At 61.0% G+C, this 25162-nt stretch carries 20 protein-coding genes, 1 tRNA gene and 1 pseudogene; 15 read left to right on the top strand and 7 right to left on the bottom strand.

Going from position 1 to position 25162, the window contains the following annotated elements; translation table 11 throughout:
- Positions 1-162 precede the first annotated feature (162 nt).
- Together OQ248_RS17500 and OQ248_RS17495 are read left to right on the top strand one after the other, a co-directional pair.
- Complete coding sequence (locus OQ248_RS17500; RefSeq protein ID WP_265813440.1) at positions 163-2301, top strand: methyl-accepting chemotaxis protein; 2139 nt, start codon at positions 163-165, stop codon at positions 2299-2301.
- A 180-nt stretch (positions 2302-2481) separates the two neighbouring features.
- Positions 2482-3831, top strand: a complete 1350-nt coding sequence (locus OQ248_RS17495; RefSeq protein WP_265813439.1) for a CoA transferase — start codon at positions 2482-2484, stop codon at positions 3829-3831.
- A gap of 232 nt (positions 3832-4063) precedes the next feature.
- Here OQ248_RS17495 and OQ248_RS17490 read toward each other — a convergent pair whose 3' ends face one another.
- Positions 4064-4915 (bottom strand): DNA-3-methyladenine glycosylase, encoded by an 852-nt coding sequence (locus OQ248_RS17490; RefSeq protein ID WP_265813438.1) that lies wholly within the window; start codon positions 4913-4915, stop codon positions 4064-4066.
- Positions 4912-6339 carry an arginine-ornithine antiporter gene (arcD, locus tag OQ248_RS17485; RefSeq protein ID WP_248739184.1) on the bottom strand — a complete coding sequence of 476 codons (1428 nt, stop codon included), beginning with the start codon at positions 6337-6339 and terminating at the stop codon, positions 4912-4914. Before arcD (OQ248_RS17485) ends, OQ248_RS17490 begins: the two co-directional genes overlap by 4 nt.
- 437 nt (positions 6340-6776) lie before the next feature.
- On the opposite strand from arcD (OQ248_RS17485), the gene arcD (OQ248_RS17480) reads away from it, so the two are divergent.
- From arcD (OQ248_RS17480) to OQ248_RS17420, 13 genes and pseudogenes are all read left to right on the top strand, one after another.
- Entirely contained in the window at positions 6777-8204 is a 1428-nt protein-coding gene (gene arcD, locus OQ248_RS17480) for an arginine-ornithine antiporter (protein WP_265813437.1), read from the top strand.
- A 34-nt stretch (positions 8205-8238) separates the two neighbouring features.
- Positions 8239-9495, top strand: a complete 1257-nt coding sequence (gene arcA / locus OQ248_RS17475; RefSeq protein WP_085709638.1) for an arginine deiminase — start codon at positions 8239-8241, stop codon at positions 9493-9495.
- Positions 9496-9564: 69 nt separating this feature from the next.
- Complete coding sequence (locus OQ248_RS17470) at positions 9565-10575, top strand: ornithine carbamoyltransferase (protein ID WP_025126828.1); 1011 nt, start codon at positions 9565-9567, stop codon at positions 10573-10575.
- A gap of 73 nt (positions 10576-10648) precedes the next feature.
- The gene (gene arcC / locus OQ248_RS17465; protein ID WP_248739185.1) at positions 10649-11578 is read left to right on the top strand and encodes a carbamate kinase; all 930 of its coding nucleotides are present in this window, start codon (positions 10649-10651) and stop codon (positions 11576-11578) included.
- Positions 11579-11642: 64 nt separating this feature from the next.
- The gene (locus tag OQ248_RS17460) at positions 11643-12005 is read left to right on the top strand and encodes a DUF5064 family protein (RefSeq protein WP_085709636.1); all 363 of its coding nucleotides are present in this window, start codon (positions 11643-11645) and stop codon (positions 12003-12005) included.
- Positions 12006-12270: 265 nt separating this feature from the next.
- Positions 12271-13779 carry a sigma-54-dependent transcriptional regulator gene (locus OQ248_RS17455; RefSeq protein WP_085709635.1) on the top strand — a complete coding sequence of 503 codons (1509 nt, stop codon included), beginning with the start codon at positions 12271-12273 and terminating at the stop codon, positions 13777-13779.
- Positions 13780-13797: 18 nt separating this feature from the next.
- Positions 13798-13887, top strand: a pseudogene (locus OQ248_RS17450) (metal ABC transporter ATP-binding protein); the annotation flags it as partial.
- Positions 13888-14212: 325 nt separating this feature from the next.
- Entirely contained in the window at positions 14213-14596 is a 384-nt protein-coding gene (gene gcvH, locus OQ248_RS17445; RefSeq protein ID WP_011335630.1) for a glycine cleavage system protein GcvH, read from the top strand.
- Between the two features lie 10 nt (positions 14597-14606).
- On the top strand, positions 14607-17459 hold the full coding sequence (gcvP, locus tag OQ248_RS17440) for an aminomethyl-transferring glycine dehydrogenase (RefSeq protein WP_265813436.1): 2853 nt from the start codon (positions 14607-14609) through the stop codon (positions 17457-17459).
- Positions 17460-17535: 76 nt separating this feature from the next.
- On the top strand, positions 17536-18912 hold the full coding sequence (locus OQ248_RS17435) for an L-serine ammonia-lyase (RefSeq protein ID WP_265813435.1): 1377 nt from the start codon (positions 17536-17538) through the stop codon (positions 18910-18912).
- Between the two features lie 51 nt (positions 18913-18963).
- A complete protein-coding gene (gene gcvT, locus OQ248_RS17430) occupies positions 18964-20088 on the top strand; it encodes a glycine cleavage system aminomethyltransferase GcvT (protein WP_248739187.1) in 1125 nt (374 codons plus the stop codon).
- 404 nt (positions 20089-20492) lie between these two features.
- Entirely contained in the window at positions 20493-20705 is a 213-nt protein-coding gene (locus tag OQ248_RS17425) for a cold-shock protein (RefSeq protein WP_007951194.1), read from the top strand.
- A 97-nt stretch (positions 20706-20802) separates the two neighbouring features.
- A complete protein-coding gene (locus OQ248_RS17420; RefSeq protein WP_085730269.1) occupies positions 20803-21291 on the top strand; it encodes an RDD family protein in 489 nt (162 codons plus the stop codon).
- A gap of 58 nt (positions 21292-21349) precedes the next feature.
- Here OQ248_RS17420 and nadA read toward each other — a convergent pair whose 3' ends face one another.
- The 5 genes from nadA to ybgF form a co-directional block, all read right to left on the bottom strand.
- Positions 21350-22408: a quinolinate synthase NadA gene (gene nadA / locus OQ248_RS17415; RefSeq protein ID WP_265813434.1), complete on the bottom strand. Its 1059-nt coding sequence runs from the start codon at positions 22406-22408 to the stop codon at positions 21350-21352.
- 270 nt (positions 22409-22678) lie between these two features.
- Positions 22679-22754 (bottom strand) — tRNA-Lys (locus tag OQ248_RS17410).
- Positions 22755-22817: 63 nt separating this feature from the next.
- Complete coding sequence (queC, locus tag OQ248_RS17405) at positions 22818-23510, bottom strand: 7-cyano-7-deazaguanine synthase QueC (RefSeq protein WP_265813433.1); 693 nt, start codon at positions 23508-23510, stop codon at positions 22818-22820.
- Position 23511: 1 nt separating this feature from the next.
- Positions 23512-24159, bottom strand: coding sequence for a 7-carboxy-7-deazaguanine synthase QueE (queE, locus tag OQ248_RS17400; RefSeq protein WP_265813432.1), 648 nt, complete (start codon positions 24157-24159; stop codon positions 23512-23514).
- A 165-nt stretch (positions 24160-24324) separates the two neighbouring features.
- On the bottom strand, positions 24325-25158 hold the full coding sequence (gene ybgF, locus OQ248_RS17395; protein ID WP_114885069.1) for a tol-pal system protein YbgF: 834 nt from the start codon (positions 25156-25158) through the stop codon (positions 24325-24327).
- Positions 25159-25162: the final 4 nt, after the last annotated feature.

The following is a 25162-nucleotide window of genomic DNA, read 5'->3' as shown; positions in this document are numbered from 1 at the left end:
GGCTTTTGCCCGCGCAAACGTTTTGCCGCGACCGTTCGTCGGCATACGCCTCATGCACCCTCGCCCCGCGCCGATGAGCAATGAATGGCGCTGAATGGATTTGGCGAATCGGGCAACTCCGTGCCCCGTAGCCAACAGTTCATTCATTCGCGAGAACACCCCATGTTCGACTCCCTGTCCATTCGCCTGAAAATCGTCCTGCTGTCCGGGCTCTGCCTGCTCGGCGTGGTTGCGCTGATCGTCGGCATCAACATCTACCAGACCAACCAGAACGACGAACTGGTCAGCGATTCGAGCAGCAAGATGCTCACCGCCAGCGTGCAGAACCTGCTGCAGGCCAAGGCGGCCGAACAGGCGGTGCAGGTGCAGAAAACCTTCGGCGAGAGCCTGCTGGTGATCACCGCACTGGCCGACCAGATCAAGGACATGCGCGTCATGGCCGCCAAGCGTTCGCTGGACGCCGGGGCCTTGCGCGAAGAGTTGAACCTGAGCCTGAAAACCGCGTTCGAGCGCAACAGCAAGGTGCTGGGCATCTGGCTGGCCTTCGAACCCAACGGCCTGGACGGCAAGGACAGCGAGTTCGTCAACGACGCCGCACGCCAGTCCAACGAAGCCGGGCGCTTCGCTACTTACTGGAGCCGCGCCGCCGGTTCTGCGCTGAACACGATCATGGTCGAAGAAGACATGACCAAGACCACCCTCAGCGTCAGCGGCACGCCCTACAACAGTTGGTACACCTGCCCTCGCGACAACAAGCGCACCTGCCTGCTCGACCCGTACGCCGACACCGTGGGCGCCAAGGAAATGCTCATGACCACCATTTCCGTGCCGTTGCTGGTGGACGGCAAGGCCATCGGCGTGGTCGGTATCGACATCGCCCTCGACGCCCTGCAAGCGGCGGCTGTGGGCTCCCAGCGCGAACTGTTCAACGGTGCCGGGCACATGCTGATCGTCTCCGGCAGCGGCGTGCTCGGCGCCTACAGCACCGACGCGACCAAGGTCGGCAAAGGCATCGCCGAAACCCTGGGCGCCGAAGGCAAGGACATCCTGCAACTGCTGAGCGCCGGCACACCGAAGATTCTCGAACAGGGCGACCTGATCCGCGCCGTGTACCCGGTCGACCCGATCGGCAACTCTCGCGCCTGGGGCGTGGTCATCGACTTGCCGAAACAAGTACTGCTGGCCGACTCGGTCAAGCTGCAAGCGGTGCTCGACGACGCTCAACAAACCGGCGTGATGACCGCGTTGGCGGTGGCCGTGATCGCCGGCCTGATCGGCCTGGTGCTGATCTGGCTCACCGCCTCCGGCGTGACCCGTCCGATCAACAGCGTCGCCGAAATGCTGAAGAACATCGCCAGCGGCGAAGGCGATCTGACCCAGCGCCTGAACTACACCAAGAAGGATGAACTCGGCGAGCTGGTGAACTGGTTCAACCGCTTCCTCGACAAGCTGCAGCCGACCATCGCCCAGATCAAACAAAGCATCACTGAAGCCCGTGGCACCGCCGATCAGTCGTCGGAAATCGCCCGCCAGACCAGCGAAGGCATGCAGGTGCAATTCCGCGAGATCGATCAGGTGGCCACCGCCTCCAACGAAATGAGCGCCACCGCCCACGACGTGGCCAACAGCGCCTCGAACGCCGCCAACGCGGCCAAAGGCGCCGATCAGTCGGCCAAGGACGGGATGTCGATCATCGAGCGCAGCACCCGCGACATCAATCAACTGGCCGACGAAGTCAGCAAAGCGGTGACCGAAGTCGAAGAGCTGGCGGTCAACAGCGAACAGATCGGTTCGGTGCTGGAAGTGATCCGCAGCATCGCCGAACAGACCAACCTGCTGGCGCTGAACGCCGCAATCGAAGCGGCCCGTGCCGGTGAAAGCGGTCGCGGTTTTGCGGTGGTGGCCGACGAAGTGCGTAACCTGGCCAAGCGCACTCAGGATTCGGTGGAAGAAATCCGCGTGGTGATCGAACGCATCCAGACCGGCACCCGTGGCGTGGTCGCGACCATGCATTCGAGCCAGACCCAGGCCCACAACAACGCCGGGCAGATCCGCCAGGCCGTGGACGCGCTCGGCAAGATCAGCGACGCGGTCACCGTCATCAGCGACATGAACCTGCAGATCGCCAGCGCCGCCGAACAGCAGAGTGCGGTGGCCGAAGAGGTCAACCGCAACGTTTCGGCAATCCGCACCGTCACCGAAACCCTGACCGAACAGGCTACTGAATCAGCGGCGATCAGCAGCCAGCTCAACGCCCTGGCCAGCCAGCAGATGAAATTGATGGATCAGTTCCGCGTGTAATTGCGGTCGCCCTGAATCCCTGTGGGAGCTGGCTTGCCAGCGATGGCGGTAGATCAGTCGATACATTGCTGACTGACACTCCGTAATCGCTGGCAAGCCAGCTCCCACAGGGGACAGTGTGTTTCATCTAAGCCGACAGCGTTTTGCACTATTCTGCCCTCTCGTTCCGGAGGGCCTTCGATGACTGATCTGCTCACGTCCATTCAAGCCGCACTCGGTTTGCCCAGCACGCCGATTCCTTTTACCGCCGAGGGCGCCCTGCCCTCGGCGTTTGCCGTCACTGACCTTGCCTGCGCGAGCATTGCCGCGGCCGGGCAAGCGGTCGGCGAATTGCTCCGGCAACAGACCGGCCACCTGCCCAGTGTCGAAGTTGACCGCCGCCTCGCCTCGTTCTGGTTCGCCACCTCGCTGCGACCGATCGGCTGGGAGGTCCCGCCGCTGTGGGATCCGGTGGCCGGAGACTACGCGACCCGGGACGGCTGGATTCGCCTGCACACCAACGCCCCGCATCATCGCGCCGCCGCTGAAAGCGTGCTCGGTGCCTGCGCCGACCGCGCGGCCATGGCAGCGAAAGTCGCGCAATGGGCCAGTGCCGATCTGGAGCAAGCGGTGGTCGATGCCAAGGGTTGTGCTGCCGAAATGCGTAGTTGGGAACAGTGGCAGAAACACCCGCAAGGATTGGCGGTGAACGCCGAACCCCTGGTGCATTTCAGTGATGGGAAAGATGAAAGTCGTCAACTCTGGCAAGGCTCGGTGGCGCAGCCATTGGCCGGGCTCAAGGTGCTCGATTTGACCCGCGTCCTCGCCGGCCCGACTGCCAGCCGCTTTCTCGCAGGGCTCGGCGCCAACGTCCTGCGCATCGACCCGCCGACCTGGAACGAACCCGGCGTGGTGCCGGAAGTCACCCTCGGTAAACGCTGTGCGCGGCTGGATCTGCATCAACCGGCAGATCGGGCGGTGTTTGAAGGTTTGCTCAAGGATGCCGACATTCTGCTGCACGGCTATCGCGCCGATGCGCTTGAACACCTCGGTTTCGGCGCCGAACGTCGCCGACAACTGGCACCGGGGCTGATCGATGTCTGCCTCAACGCCTACGGCTGGAGCGGCCCGTGGCAGAACCGTCGGGGCTTCGACAGTCTGGTGCAGATGAGCAGCGGGATTGCCGAAGCCGGGCGGCGCTGGAAGCAGGCGGACAAGCCGACGCCGTTGCCGGTGCAGGCACTGGATCATGCGACGGGGTATCTGATGGCGGCGAGTGTGATCAGGTTGCTGGCCGAGCGGCTGCGCAGTGGTCGAGGTGGGTCCGCAAGATTGTCGCTGGCGCGGACGGCGAAGTTGTTGGTTGAACATGGGGCTGGGACGGATGAAGCGTTGCGTCCGGAAAATCCACAGGATCAAAGTTTGACGGCGGAGCAAACACCGTGGGGGGCGGCACATCGGCTTAAAGCCCCGCTTAAGATCAGCGGGACGCCTCTGCAGTGGGCTTTGCCGGCCACGGAATTGGGCTCACATCGACCGCAGTGGTTTTAAGGTTTTTGCTTAGATTGAGACTGCTGCCCTCACCCCAGCCCTCTCCCGGAGGGAGAGGGGGCCGATTGGGGGATGCTTTAAAGATGCATCGACCTGATCCTGCTTTACCGAATCCATAATCGACACGACCTTTTCAGGTGTACGCATATCGAAAGACGCCTCGGTCTGGTCCCCTCTCCCTCCGGGAGAGGGTTAGGGTGAGGGCAGCGATCTCAAGCCGTACACCAAAAAATCAGTCAAAGCGACTCAAAGACGTCCACAACACCTGCGCCGCATAACCGCGAAACGGCCGCCAGGCCTCGGCGCGGGCAGACAATTCCCGCGCCGTCATCCGTTCCCCTTCCAGCACTTCCAGTGCCCGCAACAACCCCACATCCCCGGTTGGAAACCCGTCCATATCCCGCAATTGCCGAAGCGCGATGTACTGCGCCGTCCAGTCGCCAATCCCGTGCAGCGCCAGCAACCGCGCCGTTCCTGATTCAAACAGCAGCGGATCATCCAGCAACGCCTGCGCCACCCCGGACAAGGTGCGCCCGCGACTTTTCGGCATGCCCAGCGTCGCCAGATCGGCGTTCGCCAAAACGGCTGCCCGAGGAAAGACGTGAGTCAGTCCAGGCACCGATGAATGCAACGGTTCGCCATACTGCGCCAGCAGTTTCCCCGCCAGCCGGATCGCCCCGACCACGGTAATCTGCTGCCCCAGCACCGCCCGAAACGCCAGTTCCAGTCCGTCCCACGCCCCCGGCACCCGCAACCCCGGACGCTCGGCAATCAACCGCGCCAGAAGCGGGTCTGCCTTCAAATGCTGTTGCATCCTCGGCAGATCCGCGTCCAGATCGAATAACCGTCGCAAGCGCGCAACGATCTCGGGAACCGCCGCCGCATCCGGAAAATCCAGTTCCACCTCCAGCGCATTGCCGTCACCGGGCCAGACGGAAACCGTGCCGTGAACACCGTCCAAACCGATGCTGCGCGAATACACGCCATCGACTACTGTCTCCATCCCGACCACCGCCCGCGCCGCGAGAAACCCAAGCATCGCCGGCCAGTCGTAGGGCGCCTGGTATTCGAGCCGCAGCCTCACAGTGACAACAAGCCGCTGTACAAGCCGTAGGCCGCCAGCCCGGCCCCGGCGATCACGCAGGTGAAAATCCCCTTTTCGATGGTGGTGAACAGCGGCTCACCCTGCTCATGCTTGGCCTTGGCAAACAGGATCACCCCCGGGGCATACAGCAGCGCCGACAACAGCAGGTATTTCACCCCGCCGGCGTACAACAACCACACCGCGTAGCACAGGGCGATGCCGCCGATCAGCAGGTCCTTGGTGCGTTCGGCCGAGGCATGTTCGTAGGTTTCGCCGCGCCCGCTCAACAGCACCGCATAGGCCGCCGACCACAGGTACGGCACCAGAATCATCGACGACGCGAGGTAGATCAGGCTGGTGTAAGTGCCGGCGGAAAACAGCGTGATCAGCAGGAAAATCTGGATCATCACGTTGGTCAGCCACAGCGCGTTGACCGGCACATGGTTGGCGTTTTCCTTTTTCAGGAACGCCGGCATGGTCTTGTCCTTGGCCGTGGCGAAGAGAATCTCGGCGCACAGCAGCGCCCATGACAACAATGCGCCGAGCAACGAAATCGCCAGACCGATGCTGATCGCCAGCGCGCCCCACGGCCCGACGATGTGTTCCAGCACCGCCGCCAGTGACGGGTTCTGCAGGGTCGCCAGTTCCGGCTGGCTCATGATCCCCAGCGACAGCACGTTGACCAGCACCAGCAGCGCCAGCACGCCAATGAAACCGATCACCGTGGCCCGGCCGACATCCGAACGTTTCTCGGCTCGCGCCGAGTAAACGCTGGCGCCTTCGATACCGATGAACACGAACACTGTCACCAGCATCATGTTGCGCACCTGATCCATCACCCCGCCGAAATTCGGGTTGCTGCGGCCCCAGATATCGCGGGTAAACACGTCAGCCTTGAACGCCACGGCAGCGATGACGATGAACATGACCAGCGGCACAATCTTGGCCACGGTGGTCAACTGGTTGATGAACGCCGCCTCCTTGATCCCGCGCATCACCAGAAAATGCACGGCCCACAGCAGCACCGAGGCGCAACCGATGGCGATCGGTGTGTTGCCCTGGCCGAACACCGGAAAGAAGTAGCCGAGGGTGCTGAACAGCAGCACGAAATACCCGACGTTGCCCAGCCAGGCACTGATCCAGTAACCCCACGCCGAAGAGAACCCCATGTAGTCGCCAAACCCGGCCTTGGCGTAGGCATAGACGCCGGAGTCCAGCTCCGGCTTGCGGTTGGCCAGAGTCTGGAACACGAACGCCAGGGTCAGCATGCCGATGGCGGTAATTCCCCAGCCGATCAGGATGGCACCGGCATCGGCTCGCGCCGCCATGTTCTGCGGCAAGGAAAAAATCCCCCCGCCAATCATCGAACCCACCACCAGGGCGATCAGCGCGCCAAGGCGCAGCTTTTGCGTCGGTTGCGACATACAAATCTCCTTGAAAGATGTGGTGAGGTTTTATTTGTAACAACTATTAACTAAACGGCTAACAGTCGAAGACGTTTATCAGGTAATGCCAACAAACGCCCACTTATATATAGCGGATGACGCTAACGCCTAGCACGTTAAGTCAGTTTTGTGCGCGGATCCTAATAAATCAATTCTGTACTGAAAACAGATGTGAAAAATTTGCCAAAACCCGAAAAGCAACTAGCGTCATAACTCGAAAGTAATAGGATCCATTCCCAATCAAATCGATCAAAGGCCTCTGGGACGGGCCTTCCAGACAGTAGCCTTATGCCTGCAGTGGATTCATAAGTCATTCATTAACAATGGAATGTGGCCATGCACTGATCTATGTCAGCTGTTTGAACAGTCAACAGAACTACGCTGTGAACTCTTCTCTCCTGCAATGGAGTCATGCAATGTCTGAAGCTCCCGGAAAACTACGACTAGGTGCACTGGTTGCCCTGGTAGTCGGATCAATGATCGGTGGCGGGATATTCTCTTTGCCACAAAACATGGCCGCCAGCGCCGACGTCGGTGCGGTACTGATCGGGTGGGCCATCACCGCCGTCGGCATGCTCACCCTCGCTTTCGTCTTTCAAACCCTCGCCAATCGCAAACCTGACCTGGACGGCGGCGTGTACGCCTACGCCAAGGCCGGTTTCGGCGACTACATGGGTTTCTCGTCCGCCTGGGGCTACTGGATCAGTGCCTGGCTGGGCAACGTCGGTTACTTCGTGCTGCTGTTCAGTACCCTCGGCTATTTCTTTCCGATTTTCGGTGAAGGCAACACCGTTGCCGCCGTGATCGGTGCCTCGGTGCTGCTGTGGGCCGTGCACTTTCTGGTGTTGCGCGGGATCAAGGAAGCGGCGTTCATCAACCTCGTGACCACCGTCGCCAAGGTCGTGCCGCTGCTGCTGTTCGTCCTGATCGCGATTTTCGCCTTCAAACTGGACATCTTCACCGCCGACATCTGGGGTGTGAAAAACCCGGATCTGGGCAGCGTGATGAACCAGGTGCGCAACATGATGCTGGTCACCGTCTGGGTGTTCATCGGTATCGAAGGCGCGAGCATCTTCTCGGCCCGGGCGGAAAAACGTTCGGACGTGGGTAAAGCCACCGTGATCGGTTTCATCACCGTGCTGCTGTTCCTGGTGCTGGTGAACGTGCTGTCGCTGGGCATCATGACCCAACCGGAACTGGCCAAACTGCAGAACCCGTCGATGGCCGCCGTCCTGGAGCACGTGGTCGGTCACTGGGGCGCGGTGCTGATCAGCGTCGGTCTGATCATCTCGCTGCTGGGGGCGTTGCTGTCGTGGGTGCTGCTGTGCGCGGAGATCATGTTCGCCGCCGCCAAGGACCACACCATGCCGGAGTTCCTGCGCAAGGAGAACGCCAACCACGTGCCGGTCAACGCCCTGTGGCTGACCAACGCGATGGTCCAGCTGTTCCTGGTCATCACCCTGTTCTCGGCCAGCACTTACCTGTCGCTGATCTACCTCGCCACTTCGATGATTCTGGTGCCGTACCTATGGTCGGCGGCCTACGCCCTGCTGCTGGCGGTACGCGGCGAAAGCTACGAGGGCTTCGCGGCCGAGCGCCGCAAGGATCTGATCATCGGCGGCATCGCCCTGATCTACGCGATCTGGCTGCTCTACGCCGGCGGCGTGAAGTACCTGCTGCTCTCGGCCCTGCTCTATGCACCCGGCGCGATCCTGTTCGCCAAGGCCAAGCTCGAACTCAAACAACCGGTTTTCACCAACGTCGAGAAGCTGATTTTCGCCGCGGTGGTCGTGGGTGCCCTGGTGGCGGCCTACGGTCTCTACGACGGCTTCCTGACTCTGTAATTGCCAAACGTTTTATCTCTGGAGGATCACTGAAATGACCACGGAAAAAGTTAAGTACGGCGTCCATTCCGAAGCCGGCAAACTGCGCAAAGTCATGGTTTGTTCCCCAGGTCTGGCCCACCAGCGGCTGACCCCGAGCAACTGCGACGAGCTGCTGTTCGACGATGTGATCTGGGTCAATCAGGCCAAGCGCGACCACTTCGACTTCGTCACCAAGATGCGCGAGCGCGGGATCGAAGTGCTGGAAATGCACAACCTGCTGACCGACATCGTCGGCAACCCCGAAGCGCTGAAATGGATTCTGGATCGCAAGATCACCCCCGACACCGTCGGCGTCGGCCTGACCAACGAAGTGCGCAGCTGGCTCGAAGGCCTGGAGCCACGCAAGCTCGCCGAGTTCCTGATCGGCGGCGTGGCCGGCGAGGATCTGCCGGACAGCGAAGGCGCCAGCGTGATCAAGATGTATCGCGACTACCTGGGCCACTCCAGCTTCCTGCTCGACCCGCTGCCCAACACCCAGTTCACCCGCGACACCACTTGCTGGATCTACGGCGGCGTGACCCTCAACCCGATGTACTGGCCGGCCCGTCGTCAGGAAACCCTGCTGACCACCGCCATCTACAAATTCCACCCTGACTTCACCGGTGCCGACTTCGAAGTCTGGTACGGCGATCCGGACAAGGACCACGGCAAAGCCACCCTCGAGGGCGGCGACGTGATGCCGATCGGCAATGGCGTGGTGTTGATCGGCATGGGCGAACGCACCTCGCGCCAGGCCATCGGCCAACTCGCACAATCGCTGTTCGCCAAGGGCGCGGTGGAAAAAGTCGTGGTCGCCGGCCTGCCGAAATCCCGCGCGGCGATGCACCTGGACACCGTGTTCAGCTTCTGCGACCGCGACCTGGTCACGATCTTCCCGGAAGTGGTCAAGGAAATCGTGCCGTTCATCATCCGTCCTGACGAAAGCAAACCTTACGGTCTGGACGTACGACGGGAGAACAAAACGTTCCTCGAAGTCGTGGCCAACTCGCTGAACCTGCCGAATCTGCGCGTGGTGGAAACCGGCGGCAACAGCTTCGCCGCCGAACGCGAGCAGTGGGATGACGGCAACAACGTGGTGGCCGTGGAACCGGGCGTGGTCATCGGCTACGACCGCAACACCTACACCAACACCCTGCTGCGCAAGGCAGGTGTGGAAGTCATCACCATCAGCGCCGGCGAACTGGGCCGTGGCCGTGGCGGCGGCCACTGCATGACCTGCCCGATCATCCGCGACCCGATCGACTACTAAAACTCTGAGCCCTGGCCGCCGCTAACCGAGCGCGGCCAGGGGGATAACCGACACCGAAGGAGATCCATCATGGCTTTCAATATCCACAACCGTAACCTGCTCAGCCTGGAACACCACACCCCACGTGAGCTGCGTTACCTGCTCGACCTGTCCCGCGACCTGAAACGCGCCAAGTACACCGGCACCGAGCAGCAACACCTGAAGGGCAACAACATCGCCCTGATCTTCGAAAAAACTTCGACCCGCACCCGCTGCGCGTTCGAAGTCGCTGCCTATGACCAGGGCGCCAACGTCACCTACATCGACCCGAATTCCTCGCAGATCGGCCACAAGGAAAGCATGAAGGACACGGCCCGCGTGCTGGGTCGCATGTACGACGCCATCGAGTACCGTGGCTTCAAGCAGGAAATCGTCGAAGAGCTGGCCAAGTTCGCCGGCGTACCGGTGTTCAACGGCCTGACCGATGAATATCACCCGACCCAGATGATCGCCGACGTGCTGACCATGCGTGAGCACGCCGACAAGCCGATCCACGAGATCAGCTACGCCTACCTGGGTGACGCCCGCAACAACATGGGCAACTCGCTGTTGCTGGTCGGCGCAAAACTCGGCATGGACGTGCGCATCTGCGCGCCGAAAGCCCTGTGGCCCCACGATGATCTGGTACAGCGCTGCAAAAAATACGCGGAAGAAAGCGGCGCCCGCATCACCCTGACCGAAGACCCGAAAGCCGCCGTCAAAGGCGTGGACTTCATCCACACCGACGTCTGGGTATCGATGGGTGAACCGGTTGAAGCCTGGGCCGAGCGCATCGAGCAACTGCTGCCGTACCAGGTCAACGCACAACTGATGAAAGCCACCGGCAACCCGCGCACCAAGTTCATGCACTGCCTGCCGGCGTTCCACAACAGCGATACCAAGGTCGGCAAACAGATCGCCGAACAGTATCCGCACCTGGCCAACGGCATCGAAGTGACCGACGACGTGTTCGAGTCGCCGGCCTGCATCGCCTTCGAGCAAGCGGAAAACCGCATGCACACCATCAAGGCGATTCTGGTATCGACCCTGGCTGATCTGTAAGCGTTACCCCTGACCTGCGGGCGCCGCCGAAGGCTGCACCCGCAGGCTCACTGAATTCTGAAAGGACTGCATTATGCGTATCGTCGTAGCTCTGGGCGGTAACGCCCTGCTCCGCCGTGGTGAGCCGATGACCGCTGACAACCAGCGCGCCAACATCCGCATCGCCACCGAGCAAATCGCCAAGATCCACCCCGGCAATCAACTGGTCATCGCCCACGGCAATGGCCCGCAAGTCGGCCTGCTGTCGTTGCAGGGCCTCTCCTATAAACCCGATGAAGCCTACCCTCTGGACGTGCTCGGTGCCGAAACCGAAGGCATGATCGGCTACATCATCGAACAGGAACTGGGCAACCTGCTGGACTTCGAAGTCCCGTTCGCCACCCTGCTCACCCAGGTCGAAGTCGATCCCAAGGATCCGGCTTTCAAGGACCCGACCAAATTCATCGGCCCGGTCTATGCCAAAGAAGAAGCCGAGCGCCTGGCCAAAGAGAAAGGCTGGGTGGTCAAGGCCGACGGTGACAAATACCGTCGCGTGGTTGCCAGCCCGAAACCCAAGCGCATCTTCGAAATCCGCCCGATCAAGTGGCTGCTGGACAAGGGCAGCATCGTGATCTGCGCCGGCGGTGGCGGCATCCCGACCATGTACGACGAGAAGCGCAACCTCAAAGGCATTGAGGCGGTAATCGACAAAGACCTGTGCTCGTCGCTGCTCGCCGAACAGCTGGAAGCGGACTTGCTGGTAATCGCCACCGACGTCAACGCGGCGTACATCGACTTCAAAAAACCCACCGAGAAAGCCATAGCCCAGGCCCACCCGGACGAACTCGAACGCCTGGGCTTCGCCGCCGGTTCCATGGGGCCGAAGGTGCAGGCAGCTTGCGAATTTGCACGCCATACTGGCAAGGTCGCGGTAATCGGTTCGCTGGCGGACATCGAAGCCATCGTCCAGGGCACCGCCGGTACGCGGGTGAGCACCTCGAAACCCGGCATCACCTACCGATAAAAAAGAAATACTGGGGCAGACTCCAGGTCTGCCCTTCTCCCATGCCTTGAAAGGAGAGAACACCATGGCCCAGTTCGAACCCGGTCATTTGCACATCGAGCGGCACGCGTTGACCAAAGATGACGTCAACTACAACATCCGCCTCGAATACGAGGTGTCGCAGGATCCGCAAAAAGGCAAAGGGATACAGTTCCGGCTGGTTGGAAGCATCCAGGGCAAAGAGGTCAACGAACCATTCTTTCTGCCCAAGGAAGAGGCCTACAACTTCGCTCGCAACGTGACGCAGATTGCCGAAAAGTACGGCATCCCCAAGAGCCACAGCCAGATCGGCTCGGTGCACAAGCATTACGACCTGATGTTTGAAGACATTCGTACGCAGCTGAATATGAAATCCGGGGATCCGGTCAATCCGGAGCATTTCGAGTGACCCCCAAAGCTTCCCCTCACCCCAGCCCTCTCCCAGAGGGAGAGGGAGCTGATCCGGGGATGCTTCAGGGATACGCCGACCTGAAAGCTCTTCGCTGAATCCATAATCAACTCGATCTTTCAGGTCGATGTATCACGCAATACACCTCGGTAGGCCCCCTCTCCCTCCGGGAGAGGGCTGGGGTGAGGGTGCTTTTGATTTCACCTCCGCCATCGCCCCAAGGCATACTTGCCCCCCTCCGCACTCCAGAACCCAGAACCACCCCATGCGCATCCACGTCAGTTTCATCGACCGCGTCGGCATCACCCAGGAAGTCCTGGCGATTCTCGGTGGACGCAATCTCAATCTGGATGCGGTGGAAATGGTCCCGCCGAACGTCTACATCGACGCCCCGACCCTCAGCCCGCAAGTGCTCGAAGAGTTGAAAGACGCGCTGTTCCGGGTGCGCGGCGTGGAGGCCGTGGTCGTCGTCGACATCCTCCCCGGCCAGCGCCGGCACTTGCAGCTCGACGCGTTGCTCGCGGCGATGACCGACCCGGTGCTGGCCCTCGACAGCGCCGGCAAGGTGCTGTTGGCCAACCCGGCGCTGATCGCCCTGTACGGTCGCGAGCCGGCGGGCGAAAGTGTCTCGGAGCTGTTCAACGATCCAGGCCTGCTCGAAACCTTGCTCGAACAGGGTTTCCGCCTGCCGCTGCGGGAGATCACCGTCAACGGCCAGACCCTGTTGCTGGATGCCACGCCGATCACCGACGCCGGCGCCCTGCTGACCCTGTATCAACCGAACCGTATCGGCGAACAACTCTCGGCGCTGCACCACGACCATGCCGAAGGTTTCGATGCACTGCTCGGCGAGTCGCCGCCGATCCGCACGCTCAAGGCCCGGGCGCAGCGCGTGGCGGCCCTCGATGCGCCGCTGCTGATCCAGGGCGAAACCGGTACCGGCAAGGAACTGGTGGCCCGCGCCTGTCACGCCATCAGCGCCCGGCACAACGCACCGTTTCTGGCGCTGAACTGCGCGGCCCTGCCGGAGAACCTCGCCGAGAGCGAACTGTTCGGCTATGCCCCCGGCGCCTTCACCGGCGCACAACGGGGCGGCAAACCGGGGCTGATGGAACTGGCCAACCAGGGCACGGTGTTTCTCGACGAGATCGGCGAAATGTCGCCGTACTTGCAGGCCAAACTGCTGCGTTTTCTCAACGACGGCAGCTTCCGCCGGGTAGGCGGTGATCGCGAAGTGAAGGTCGATGTGCGCATCCTCAGCGCGACCCACCGTGACCTGGAAAAAATGGTCAGCGAAGGCCTGTTCCGCGAAGACCTGTTCTACCGCCTCAACGTACTCAACGTCGAAGTGCCGCCATTGCGCGAACGCGGTCAGGACATTCTGTTGCTGGCGCGCTATTTCATGCAGCAGGCCTGCGCGCAGATTCAGCGTCCGGTCTGCCGCCTCGCGCCCGGCACCTATCCGGCGCTGCTCGGCAACCGCTGGCCGGGCAACGTGCGGCAATTGCAGAACGTGATTTTCCGCGCCGCCGCCATCTGCGAAAGCAGCCTGGTGGACATCGGCGACCTCGACATCGCCGGCACTTCCGTGGCAAGGCAGACCGACACCGACGTCGACAGCCTGGAAGAAGCCGTGGAAGCCTTCGAGAAATCGCTGCTGGAAAAACTCTACGTCAGCTACCCCTCGACCCGCCAGCTGGCCGGCCGTCTGCAGACTTCGCACACCGCAATCGCGCACCGATTGCGCAAATACGGCATCCCCAACAAACCGTAGTCGAACGCGGTCAAAAATGTGGGAGCGGGCTTGCTCGCGAAGGCGTCGGGTCAGCCAGCATTTATGGTGACTGACACACCGCATTCGCGAGCAAGCCCGCTCCCACAGGGTATGTGACGGATTCGAAATCCGTTCAAAAGCGACCTCCATCTGTACTGAAAGCGCTACAGCGGAACGATATCGCTACACCCTCCTCCGATCACCGCCGTGCAAGGCTTTGATCCGCTTCAGCTTTTTTCTTCGCCCCGAGCTGTAGCGATTTCGCTACAAGCCCCACACTTAAAGTCCATCGACAAAATGTCAACACATTGATTTATAACGATATTTTTACGTTGGCCGCGTTCTTGCTAAGTAACCGTTCATAAAATCAGGGCATTACCGCCCCAAGTAATCCACCGCGTCCACCAGACGAGTCTGGCCCTTAGGAGATTCCATGAGCGAGTTGCGTTTTACTGAAGATCACGAATGGCTGCGCGCCGAAGCCGATGGTTCTGTCACCGTTGGCATCACCGCTTTCGCGCAGAACGCTTTGGGCGACGTGGTGTTCGTGCAACTGCCTGAATTGCAGGCTTACGAGAAAGGCGCCGAAGCCGCCACCGTGGAATCGGTAAAAGCCGCGAGCGGCGTTTACATGCCGCTGGACGGTGAAGTCCTGGCCACCAATCCGGCCCTGGAAGACAGCCCTGAACTGGTCAACGAAGATCCGCTGGGCGAAGGCTGGTTCTTCCGCTTCAAGCCAGCCGACGCGACCGCCGTCGCCAAGCTGCTGGATCAGGACGCCTACGACCGTCTGATCAAAGCCCAAGCCGAAGCCTGAGGAACCTGACATGACCCAAGTAAATCTCGGCACCGCCAACGAATTCATCGCCCGTCACATCGGCCCGCGCGCCGGTGACGAGCAAGCGATGCTCAACAGCCTCGGTTTCGACTCGCTCGAAGCCTTGAGCGCCAGCGTCATCCCGGAAAGCATCAAGGGCACCAGCGTGCTCGGTCTGGACGACGGCCTGAGCGAAGCCGATGCCCTGGCAATGATCAAAGGCATCGCCGGCAAGAACCAGCTGTTCAAGACTTACATCGGCCAGGGCTACTACAACTGCCACACGCCGTCGCCGATCCTGCGCAACCTGCTGGAAAACCCGGCCTGGTACACCGCTTACACCCCGTACCAGCCAGAAATCTCCCAGGGCCGTCTCGAAGCGCTGCTGAACTTCCAGACCCTGATCAGCGACCTCACCGGCCTGCCGATCGCCAACGCCTCCCTGCTCGACGAAGCCACCGCCGCTGCCGAAGCCATGACCTTCTGCAAACGCCTGAGCAAGAACAAGGGCAGCCACCAGTTCTTCGCCTCGATCCACAGCCACCCGCAAACCCTCGACGTACTGCGCACCCGTGCCGAGCCTCTGGGCATTGAAGTGGTTGTCGGCGACGAGCGCGAACTGACCGACGTGACGCCGTTCTTCGGCGCACTGCTGCAATACCCGGCGAGCAACGGTGATGTGTTCGACTACCGCGAACTGACCGAGCGCTTCCACGCCGCCAACGCACTGGTGGCCGTCGCCGCTGACCTGCTGGCCCTGACCCTGCTGACCCCGCCGGGCGAATTCGGCGCGGACGTGGCCATCGGCAGCGCCCAACGCTTCGGCGTACCGCTGGGTTTCGGTGGCCCGCACGCGGCCTACTTCTCCACCAAAGATGCGTTCAAGCGCGACATGCCGGGCCGTCTGGTCGGTGTCTCGGTTGACCGCTTCGGCAAGCCGGCCCTGCGTCTGGCGATGCAGACCCGCGAGCAACACATCCGCCGCGAGAAGGCCACGTCGAACATCTGCACAGCGCAAGTGCTGCTGGCCAACATCGCCAGCATGTACGCCGTGTACCACGGCCCGAAAGGCCTGACCCAGATCGCCAACCGCGTGCATCACCTGACCGCGATCCTGGCCAAGGGCCTGAGCGCACTGGGCGTGACCGTCGAGCAAGCCAGCTTCTTCGACACCCTGACCCTGGCCACCGGCGCGCGAACCGCCGCGCTGCACGACAAGGCCCGTGCCCAACAGATCAACCTGCGTGTGATCGATGCCCAGCGTCTGGGCCTGTCGGTCGACGAAACCACCACCCAGGCTGACATCGAAACCCTGTGGAGCCTGTTCGCCGACGGCAAGACTCTGCCGGATTTCGCAGCTCTCGCCGCGACCGCGCAAAGCACGATTCCGGCTTCGCTGGTTCGTCAGTCGCCGATCCTCAGTCACCCGGTGTTCAACCGTTATCACTCGGAAACCGAGCTGATGCGCTACCTGCGCAAACTGGCGGACAAGGACCTGGCACTGGATCGCACCATGATCCCGCTGGGCTCGTGCACCATGAAGCTCAACGCCGCCAGCGAAATGATCCCGGTGACCTGGGCGGAGTTCGGCGCCCTGCACCCGTTCGCCCCGGCCGAGCAAAGCGCCGGTTACCAGCAACTGACCGACGAACTGGAAGCGATGCTCTGCGCCGCCACCGGTTACGACGCGATCTCGCTGCAACCGAACGCCGGTTCCCAGGGTGAGTACGCCGGTCTGCTGGCGATCCGCGCCTACCACCAGAGCCGTGGCGAAGACCGTCGCGACATCTGCCTGATTCCGTCGTCCGCCCACGGCACCAACCCGGCCACCGCCAACATGGCCGGCATGCGCGTGGTCGTGACCGCCTGCGACGCCCGTGGCAACGTGGACATCGAAGACCTGCGCGCCAAGGCCATCGAGCACCGCGAACACCTCGCGGCGCTGATGATCACCTATCCGTCGACTCACGGCGTGTTCGAAGAAGGCATCCGTGAAATCTGCGGCATCATTCACGACAACGGCGGCCAGGTGTACATCGACGGCGCCAACATGAACGCAATGGTCGGCCTCTGCGCCCCGGGCAAGTTCGGCGGCGACGTCTCGCACCTGAATCTGCACAAGACTTTCTGCATCCCCCACGGCGGTGGCGGCCCGGGTGTCGGCCCGATCGGCGTGAAGTCGCATCTGACCCCGTTCCTGCCGGGCCACGGCCACATGGAACGTAAGGAAGGCGCGGTCTGCGCGGCACCGTTCGGCAGCGCGAGCATTCTGCCGATCACCTGGATGTACATTCGCATGATGGGTGGCGCAGGTCTGAAGCGCGCTTCGCAACTGGCGATCCTCAATGCCAACTACATTTCCCGTCGCCTGGAAGAGCACTACCCGGTGCTGTACACCGGCAGCAACGGTCTGGTGGCACACGAGTGCATCCTCGATCTGCGTCCGTTGAAAGACAGCAGCGGCATCAGCGTCGATGACGTTGCCAAGCGTCTGATCGACTTCGGTTTCCACGCCCCGACCATGTCGTTCCCGGTGGCCGGCACGCTGATGATCGAGCCGACCGAAAGCGAATCCAAAGAAGAACTGGACCGCTTCTGCGACGCCATGATCCGCATCCGCGAAGAAATCCGCGCAGTGGAAAACGGCACCCTGGACAAGGACGACAACCCGCTGAAGAACGCTCCACACACTGCCGCAGAGCTGGTCGGCGAGTGGACTCACCCGTACAGCCGCGAACAAGCGGTGTACCCGGTGGCGTCGTTGATCGAAGGCAAATACTGGCCGCCGGTCGGTCGCGTCGACAACGTGTTCGGCGACCGCAACCTGGTCTGCGCCTGCCCGTCGATCGAAAGCTACGCTTGACCTGTGAGGGGGGCGGGTTCACCCGCCCCTTTCATGCGTGCCTGATGTGCCTATAACAAGAAACCGGAGAACAACCATGTCGTTAAGCGTGTTCGACCTGTTCAAGATTGGCATCGGCCCCTCCAGCTCCCACACCGTCGGCCCGATGCGCGCAGCGGCGCGTTTCGTCGAAGGCCTGCGCCGGGAAAACCTGTTGTCGGCCACCACCAGCGTCAGGGTCGAGCTGTACGGATCCCTCGGCGCCACCGGCAAGGGTCACGGCAGCGACAAGGCTGTGCTGCTGGGCCTGGAAGGTGAACACCCGGATATCGTGGATACCGAAACCGTCGCCGCACGTCTCACGCAGATTCGTGGCAGCGGGCATTTGAACCTGCTCGGTGAACACAGCATTGCGTTCAACGAGAAAGAACACCTGGCAATGATCCGCAAGCCGTTGGCCTATCACCCCAACGGCATGATCTTCCGTGCCTTCGATGCGGCGGGATTGCAGATCCGCAGCCGCGAGTACTACTCGGTCGGCGGCGGTTTTGTGGTCGACGAAGATGCGGCCGGAGCCGACCGCATCGTCGAGGACGCCACACCACTGACCTTCCCGTTCAAGAGTGCCAAGGACTTGCTCGGTCACTGCGCCACCTATGGTCTGTCGATCAGTCAGGTAATGCTGACCAACGAAAGCGCCTGGCGCCCGGAAGCGGAAACCCGCGCCGGCCTGCTGAAAATCTGGCAAGTGATGCAGGACTGCGTGGCTGCCGGCTGTCGCAACGAAGGCATTCTGCCGGGTGGCCTGAAGGTCAAACGGCGGGCGGCGGCGTTGCACCGGCAACTGTGCAAGAACCCGGAATCGTCGCTGCGCGATCCGTTGTCGGTGCTGGACTGGGTCAACCTGTACGCCCTCGCCGTCAATGAAGAAAACGCCAATGGCGGACGCGTGGTCACGGCACCGACCAACGGCGCGGCAGGGATCATTCCGGCCGTGTTGCATTACTACATGCGCTTCATTCCCGGCGCCAACGATGACGGCGTGGTGCGCTTCCTGCTGACCGCGGCGGCCATCGGCATTCTGTACAAGGAAAACGCCTCGATTTCCGGCGCCGAAGTCGGCTGTCAGGGCGAGGTCGGCGTGGCCTGTTCGATGGCGGCCGGTGCGTTGTGCGAAGTCCTCGGCGGCAGCGTGCAACAAGTGGAAAACGCCGCTGAAATCGGCATGGAACACAACCTCGGCCTGACCTGCGATCCGATTGGCGGGCTGGTGCAGGTGCCGTGCATCGAGCGCAACGCCATGGGCTCGGTCAAGGCGATCAACGCTGTGCGCATGGCCATGCGCGGCGACGGACAGCACTTCGTCTCCCTCGACAAGGTCATCCGCACCATGCGCCAGACCGGCGCCGACATGAAAAGCAAATACAAGGAGACCGCCCGTGGCGGTCTGGCGGTCAACATTATCGAGTGTTAATTAGCCCCCTCTCCCGCCGGGAGAGGGTTGGTGTGAATCAAGGAGTCACGCATGTCCACCGAACAACTGTCGAAAACCCCGCTGCACGCTCTGCACATCGAACTCGGCGCCCGCATGGTGCCGTTCGCCGGCTACGACATGCCGGTGCAATACCCGCTGGGCGTGATGAAAGAACACCAGCACACCCGTGAGCAGGCCGGGCTGTTCGATGTCTCGCACATGGGCCAGATCCGCCTGACCGGCGCCAACGCCGCCAAAGCCCTGGAAACCCTGGTGCCGGTGGACATCATCGACCTGCCGGTGGGCATGCAGCGCTACGCGATGTTCACCAACGAAACCGGCGGCATCCTCGATGACCTGATGGTCGCCAATCTGGGCAACGACGAACTGTTCCTGGTGGTCAACGCCGCGTGCAAGGATCAGGACCTGGCGCATCTGCAAAAACACATCGGCGATCAGTGCACCATTACCGAGCTGTTCGAAGCCCGCGCACTCCTCGCGCTGCAAGGTCCGGCGGCCGTAACCGTACTGGCACGCCTGGCGCCGGAAGTGGCGAAGATGACCTTCATGCAGTTCGCCCGCGTGACGCTGCTGGGTGTGGATTGCTTCGTCAGCCGCTCGGGCTACACCGGCGAGGACGGTTTCGAAATCTCCGTACCGGCAGCCGATGCGGAAAAACTCGCCCGCGCCCTGCTGGCCGAACCGGAAGTCGCCGCCATCGGCCTTGGTGCCCGCGATTCTCTGCGCCTGGAAGCCGGCCTGTGCCTGTACGGCCACGACATGAACACCGACACCACGCCAATCGAAGCCAGCCTGCTGTGGGCAATCTCCAAGCCACGTCGTGCCGACGGTGCGCGGGCCGGCGGCTTCCCGGGTGCAGAACAGGTTTTCGGCCAGCAGCAGAACGGTGTCGCACGCAAACGCGTCGGCCTGCTTCCGCAGGAGCGCACGCCGGTCCGTGAAGGTGCGGAGATCGTCAACGAAGCCGGCGAAATCATCGGCAGCGTGTGCAGCGGCGGTTTCGGCCCGACCCTGGGCGGGCCATTGGCGATGGGTTACCTCGACAGCGCTTATGTCGCACTGGACACACCAGTCTGGGCCATCGTTCGTGGGAAAAAGGTGCAAATGCTTGTAAGCAAAATGCCATTCGTTCCACAACGCTACTATCGTGGTTGATTGACTGTTTCTATAAGTAACGCGATTGCGTTATGCGTGCACTAATGTGTAACGCAATCGCCATAAAACAGTGCACTTCCCTTACATTCGATTCGAATATGAACTTGGCTTATAACGTTCGAAAACAATTGAACAAGCTAATCGTATAAGCCCGACTAGTGGACTGACTAACAGCCGGCAAGCACAGGAAAACCGGGGCCTTCACGGGGCTTGTTTTTCCTCCTGTAGTTGGCGTAGAGTTTGTCCACTGTGTTTGCATGGGTCAGCTTGGAATCGTGACCTGGGCAGTAGCCTACAAGTTAGCTACATCCCGTTCGACGTCTTCTTACTCTCCTGCAACCAGCCCCAGTACTCTTTCATGAGGAAGAGACTGTCATCAATTTTTGCGTCAAAGGAAATAAGAAATGTCCACACGTCAGAGCGGTACCGTCAAGTGGTTTAACGACGAGAAAGGTTTTGGTTTTATCACTCCAGAAAGCGGTCCGGATCTGTTCGTGCATTTCCGCGCTATTCAGGGCAACGGCTTCAAGAGCCTGAAAGAAGGCCAGAAAGTGACTTTCGTTGCCGTACAAGGCCAGAAAGGCATGCAGGCTGATGAAGTCATCGCTGAAGCCTGATTTTCTGTAACGAAAAAGCCCCTGATATTGATATCAGGGGCTTTTTTGTGCGCGCGAATCCGTAAAATGGCGCTTCATTTTCCGTCCAGAGGCTGCCATGTCGAAACACCTGCTCCTTCCCCAGGGCGACTTTCCTGCCGTTGGTCTCGGCCGTCGTCTGGCAGCGATGTTCTACGATTTTCTGCTGTGCACCGCCCTGCTGATCGTCACGGGCTTCATCTATAAGCTGATCCAGGCCGCAATCATCGGCGAAGAACGTCTGCGCGCAATGACCGACGCCGGCAAACTGGACGGCGACCCGCTGTACTCCACCGTGCTGCTGCTGGTGCTGTTCGGTTTCTTCGCCAAATTCTGGACTCACGCCGGCCAGACCTTGGGCATGCAGGTCTGGGGCATCCGCGTACAGAACGCCGATGGCACCGCGATCAGCCTGTGGCAGGCGCTGCTGCGGTTCATGGTGTCGATCGCGTCGTGGCTGTGCCTCGGGGTGGGGTTCTTCTGGTCGCTGTTCGACAAGCGCAAGCGCGCCTGGCATGACATCTATTCGGACACGCAACTGGTGCGGATCCCGAAGAAAGCGAAGTAACCCGGCAGATACAAAAACGCCCCGATCGAATCGGGGCGTTTTTGTTTGCGGCTCAAGGTCAGGCGTTGCCTGCCACCTTCATCCGAGCAGCCTGAGTGAAGTCGAGCATGCGCTTGAGCGGGCGGATCGCCTGGGGAATCAGCGCCGAGTCGACGAAGATCTCGTTCGAACCCTCCTTCAGGCACTTCAGCGTGCGCTCAAGGGTGTTCATGGCCATCCACGGGCAATGTGCGCAACTGCGGCATGCCGCACCGTTACCCGCCGTTGGCGCCTCGATGAAGACCTTGTCCGGGCACAACTGCTGCATCTTGTAGAAGATGCCACGGTCGGTGGCCACGATCAGGGTCTTGTTCGGCAGCGATTGCGCGGCGGCGATCAACTGGCTGGTGGAACCGACGGCGTCCGCCAGTTCGATCACCGACGTCGGCGACTCCGGGTGCACCAGAATGGCCGCGTCCGGGTACAGCGCCTTCATGTCTTCCAGCTGTTTGGACTTGAACTCTTCGTGAACGATGCAGGCACCGTCCCAGAGCAGCATGTCGGCGCCGGTCTGACGCTGAATGTAGGTGCCCAGGTGCTTGTCCGGGCCCCAGATGATGGTCTCACCGTTATCCATTAGGCTTTCGACGATCTCCAGCGCGCAACTCGATGTCACCACCCAGTCGGCCCGGGCTTTGACCGCGGCCGAGGTGTTGGCGTACACCACCACGGTGCGCTCGGGATGCTGATCGCAGAACGCCGAGAACTCATCCACCGGGCAACCCAGGTCCAGCGAGCAGGTCGCTTCCAGAGTCGGCATCAGCACGCGTTTTTCCGGGTTGAGAATCTTCGCGGTTTCACCCATGAATTTCACGCCGGCAACCACCACGGTCTTGGCCGGATGGGCGTTGCCGAAGCGGGCCATTTCCAGAGAGTCGGAAACGCAACCACCGGTTTCTTCGGCCAGGGCCTGAATGATCGGATCGCAATAAAAGTGGGCAACCAGCACCGCGTCCTGAGCCTTGAGCTCGGCGGCGATGGCGGAACGGTAATAAGCCTCTTCCTCGGTCGTCAGCGGCTTGGGCTGCTTGGCGTCGAGGTGGGCTTGTACCAGGAGGCGTTCGGAAATCTGCGTCATGTTCGCAAGACCTGCAGGCGCATTCGCGCGAAAGTCGAGTATACACCCGGCTCCGGACCGCTTGAGGGTACCGCCGGGAGAGTGAGTTTTATCAGGCACGGACAGCGTTGAAGCTGCGCAAGGCTACAGAATATCCCGATGATGCAAAAGATGATTCTGACCTGTGTCAGCGCAACGGCTGCCAAAAGGAGTGACGCCGAATCGCAGGCAAAAAAAAACCCGGAAATCCTCACTTTCGTGGGCCTTCCGGATTTTCTAAACCGCCAAATATGGTGGGTCGTGTGGGATTCGAACCTACGACCAATTGGTTAAAAGCCAACTGCTCTACCAACTGAGCTAACGACCCGCTGTGTGGTGGCGCGTATAATACTGATTTTTAAGGACTATTCAACACCTAATTTGAAAAAAATCAAAAATAAGGTGTCGGGTCACTGATTCCGGCTGCTGCGAAGCCTTCCGCACGCAGTCGGCAGCTGTCGCATTTGCCGCAGGCACGGCCGTTATCGTCCGCCTGATAGCAGGAAACCGTCAGCCCGTAATCAACACCCAGCTTCACGCCAGTCTGAACGATCTGTGCCTTGCTCAGGTTCTGCAGCGGCGCCTGGATGCGGAAACCATTGCCTTCCACACCGGCCTTGGTCGCCAGATTGGCCATACGCTCGAACGACTCGATGAACTCGGGACGGCAGTCCGGGTAACCGGAGTAATCCACCGCGTTGACGCCGATAAAGATGTCACGGGCGCCGAGCACTTCAGCCCAGCCCAATGCCAGCGACAGGAACACCGTATTGCGCGCCGGCACGTAAGTGACCGGAATGCCCTCGCCCAGCTCTTCAGGGATATCGATGCTGGTGTCGGTCAGGGCCGAACCGCCCATGCCATTCAGGTTCAGGCCAATGACCTTGTGCTCGACCACGCCCAGATCGCGGGCAACGCGAGCAGCGGCGTGCAATTCAGCGTGGGAACGCTGACCGTAATCGAAGCTCATGGTGTAGCAGGCGTAGCCTTCAGCACGGGCCATTGCCACCACGGTGGCCGAGTCCAGACCACCCGACAGCAGGATTACCGCACGTTTTTCGTTGGTGTTCAGTTGTTCAGTCATCTCAGCGCCCCGGCTCATCATTCCATAGATATTTATGCAGCTGCAGTTGCAGGCGCACTGGCAGGTTATCCGCCACCACCCAGTCCGCCAGATCCCTTGCGTTCAGGTCATGGTGACTTGGAGAAAACAGGACTTCGCCGGCACGCCGGTCAAGCCCGTACTGGATCAGCTTGGAAACCGCCCAGTCATAGTCGTCCCGCGAGCAGATGACAAACTTCACCTGATCGTTGGGCGTCAGCAGTTCGATGTTCTCGTAACGGTTGCGATGGGCTTCTTTCGAATCGGGCGTCTTCAGATCGACGACCCGACTGACCCGCGGATCAACCGCTGAAATGTCGAGGGCGCCGCTGGTTTCCAGCGAGACTTCGTAGCCGGCATCGCACAATTGTTTGAGCAAAGGGATGGCATTGGGCTGTGCCAGCGGCTCACCGCCAGTGACACAAACGTAGCGCGGGCGAAACCCGGCCACCTGCTCGAGGATGTCGTCGAGTGCACGAATGGTGCCACCGCTGAACGCGTAGGCACTGTCGCAGTATTGGCAACGCAACGGGCAACCGGTCAGGCGCACAAAAACAGTGGGCAGCCCGGCAGTCCGCGTTTCCCCCTGCAACGAGTAGAAAACTTCGGTGATTCTCAATGTGTCTTGCATAGTCGCCACGGGCGTAACAGCTAAACAGGCTGTCCGCCTCCGTCAGGCACTTCAGGCAACCCCGCCAACGCGTAGATCACCAGAAGCGTGTTTCATAAAAGGGCGTGAATTCTAACGAAAAAACCCGCGACAAGCGCGGGTTTCTTCCAAACGGGTCAAACAGTATTACATGCGTTGCAGATCGCGTTGGGCCAACTGGGCAGCGGAGGTACCCGGATACTGGGACACCACTTGTTGCAGAATGCCTTTGACCTTGTCGGTGTGACCGAGGCGGCGCTCTACGTCAGCCAGCTTGTACAGCGAATCCGGCACTTTGGCATGCTTGGGATACAGCTGCGAAACCTTGGCAAAAGCCTGACCTGCACCTTGCAGATCGCCTTTGGCCAGGTTCACTTCACCCAACCAGTACTGGGCATTGCCCGCGTACTGGCTGTTCGGGTATTTACGCAGGAACGCGGCGAAAGCCTGGCTGGCCTTGTCGAAATCCTTGGCCTTGATCAGGTCGAAGGCTGCATCGTAATACAGCTTTTCCTTGGCCGGATCAGCCGGTTCGCCACTCGCGGCAGGTGCCTGGGCAGCAGCCCCGGCTCCAGCAGCGGCACCGGCAGCAGCACTTGCATCGCCACCGGCAGAAGAATTCTCGGGAGTCGCGGCAGGTGCAGCACCGGACCCTATGCGCCGATCAAGATCCTGGTATCGCTCCAGGGATTCCTGCTTCATGCGCGCAACCTGATTCTGCAGTTCTTCGATCACGCCCTGCTGGCGCGATATCTGATCCTGCATTTGTTGCAATTGGTTGAACAGCATGCCTTGTGCCGAGGCAGGGGCCGAAGCCGCTCCCCCGGCATAGGCGCCGTTCGTACCGTAACCTGCAGGCGGATAACTGCTCCCGCTATTGTTATAACCGGAGTTGTCATCGACCACAGGAACCGCAGCCCACGCCGCAAGCGGCGCTAGGCTGAGAGCCAGAACAGTTACAGCACGACGGCACGTTCGCATATCG

The organism is Pseudomonas sp. COW5 (assembly GCF_026240005.1).
Lineage (GTDB): Bacteria > Pseudomonadota > Gammaproteobacteria > Pseudomonadales > Pseudomonadaceae > Aquipseudomonas > Aquipseudomonas kribbensis.
The sequence above is the reverse complement of the archived record's forward strand: the minus strand, read 5'-3'. Positions and strand labels throughout refer to the sequence as shown.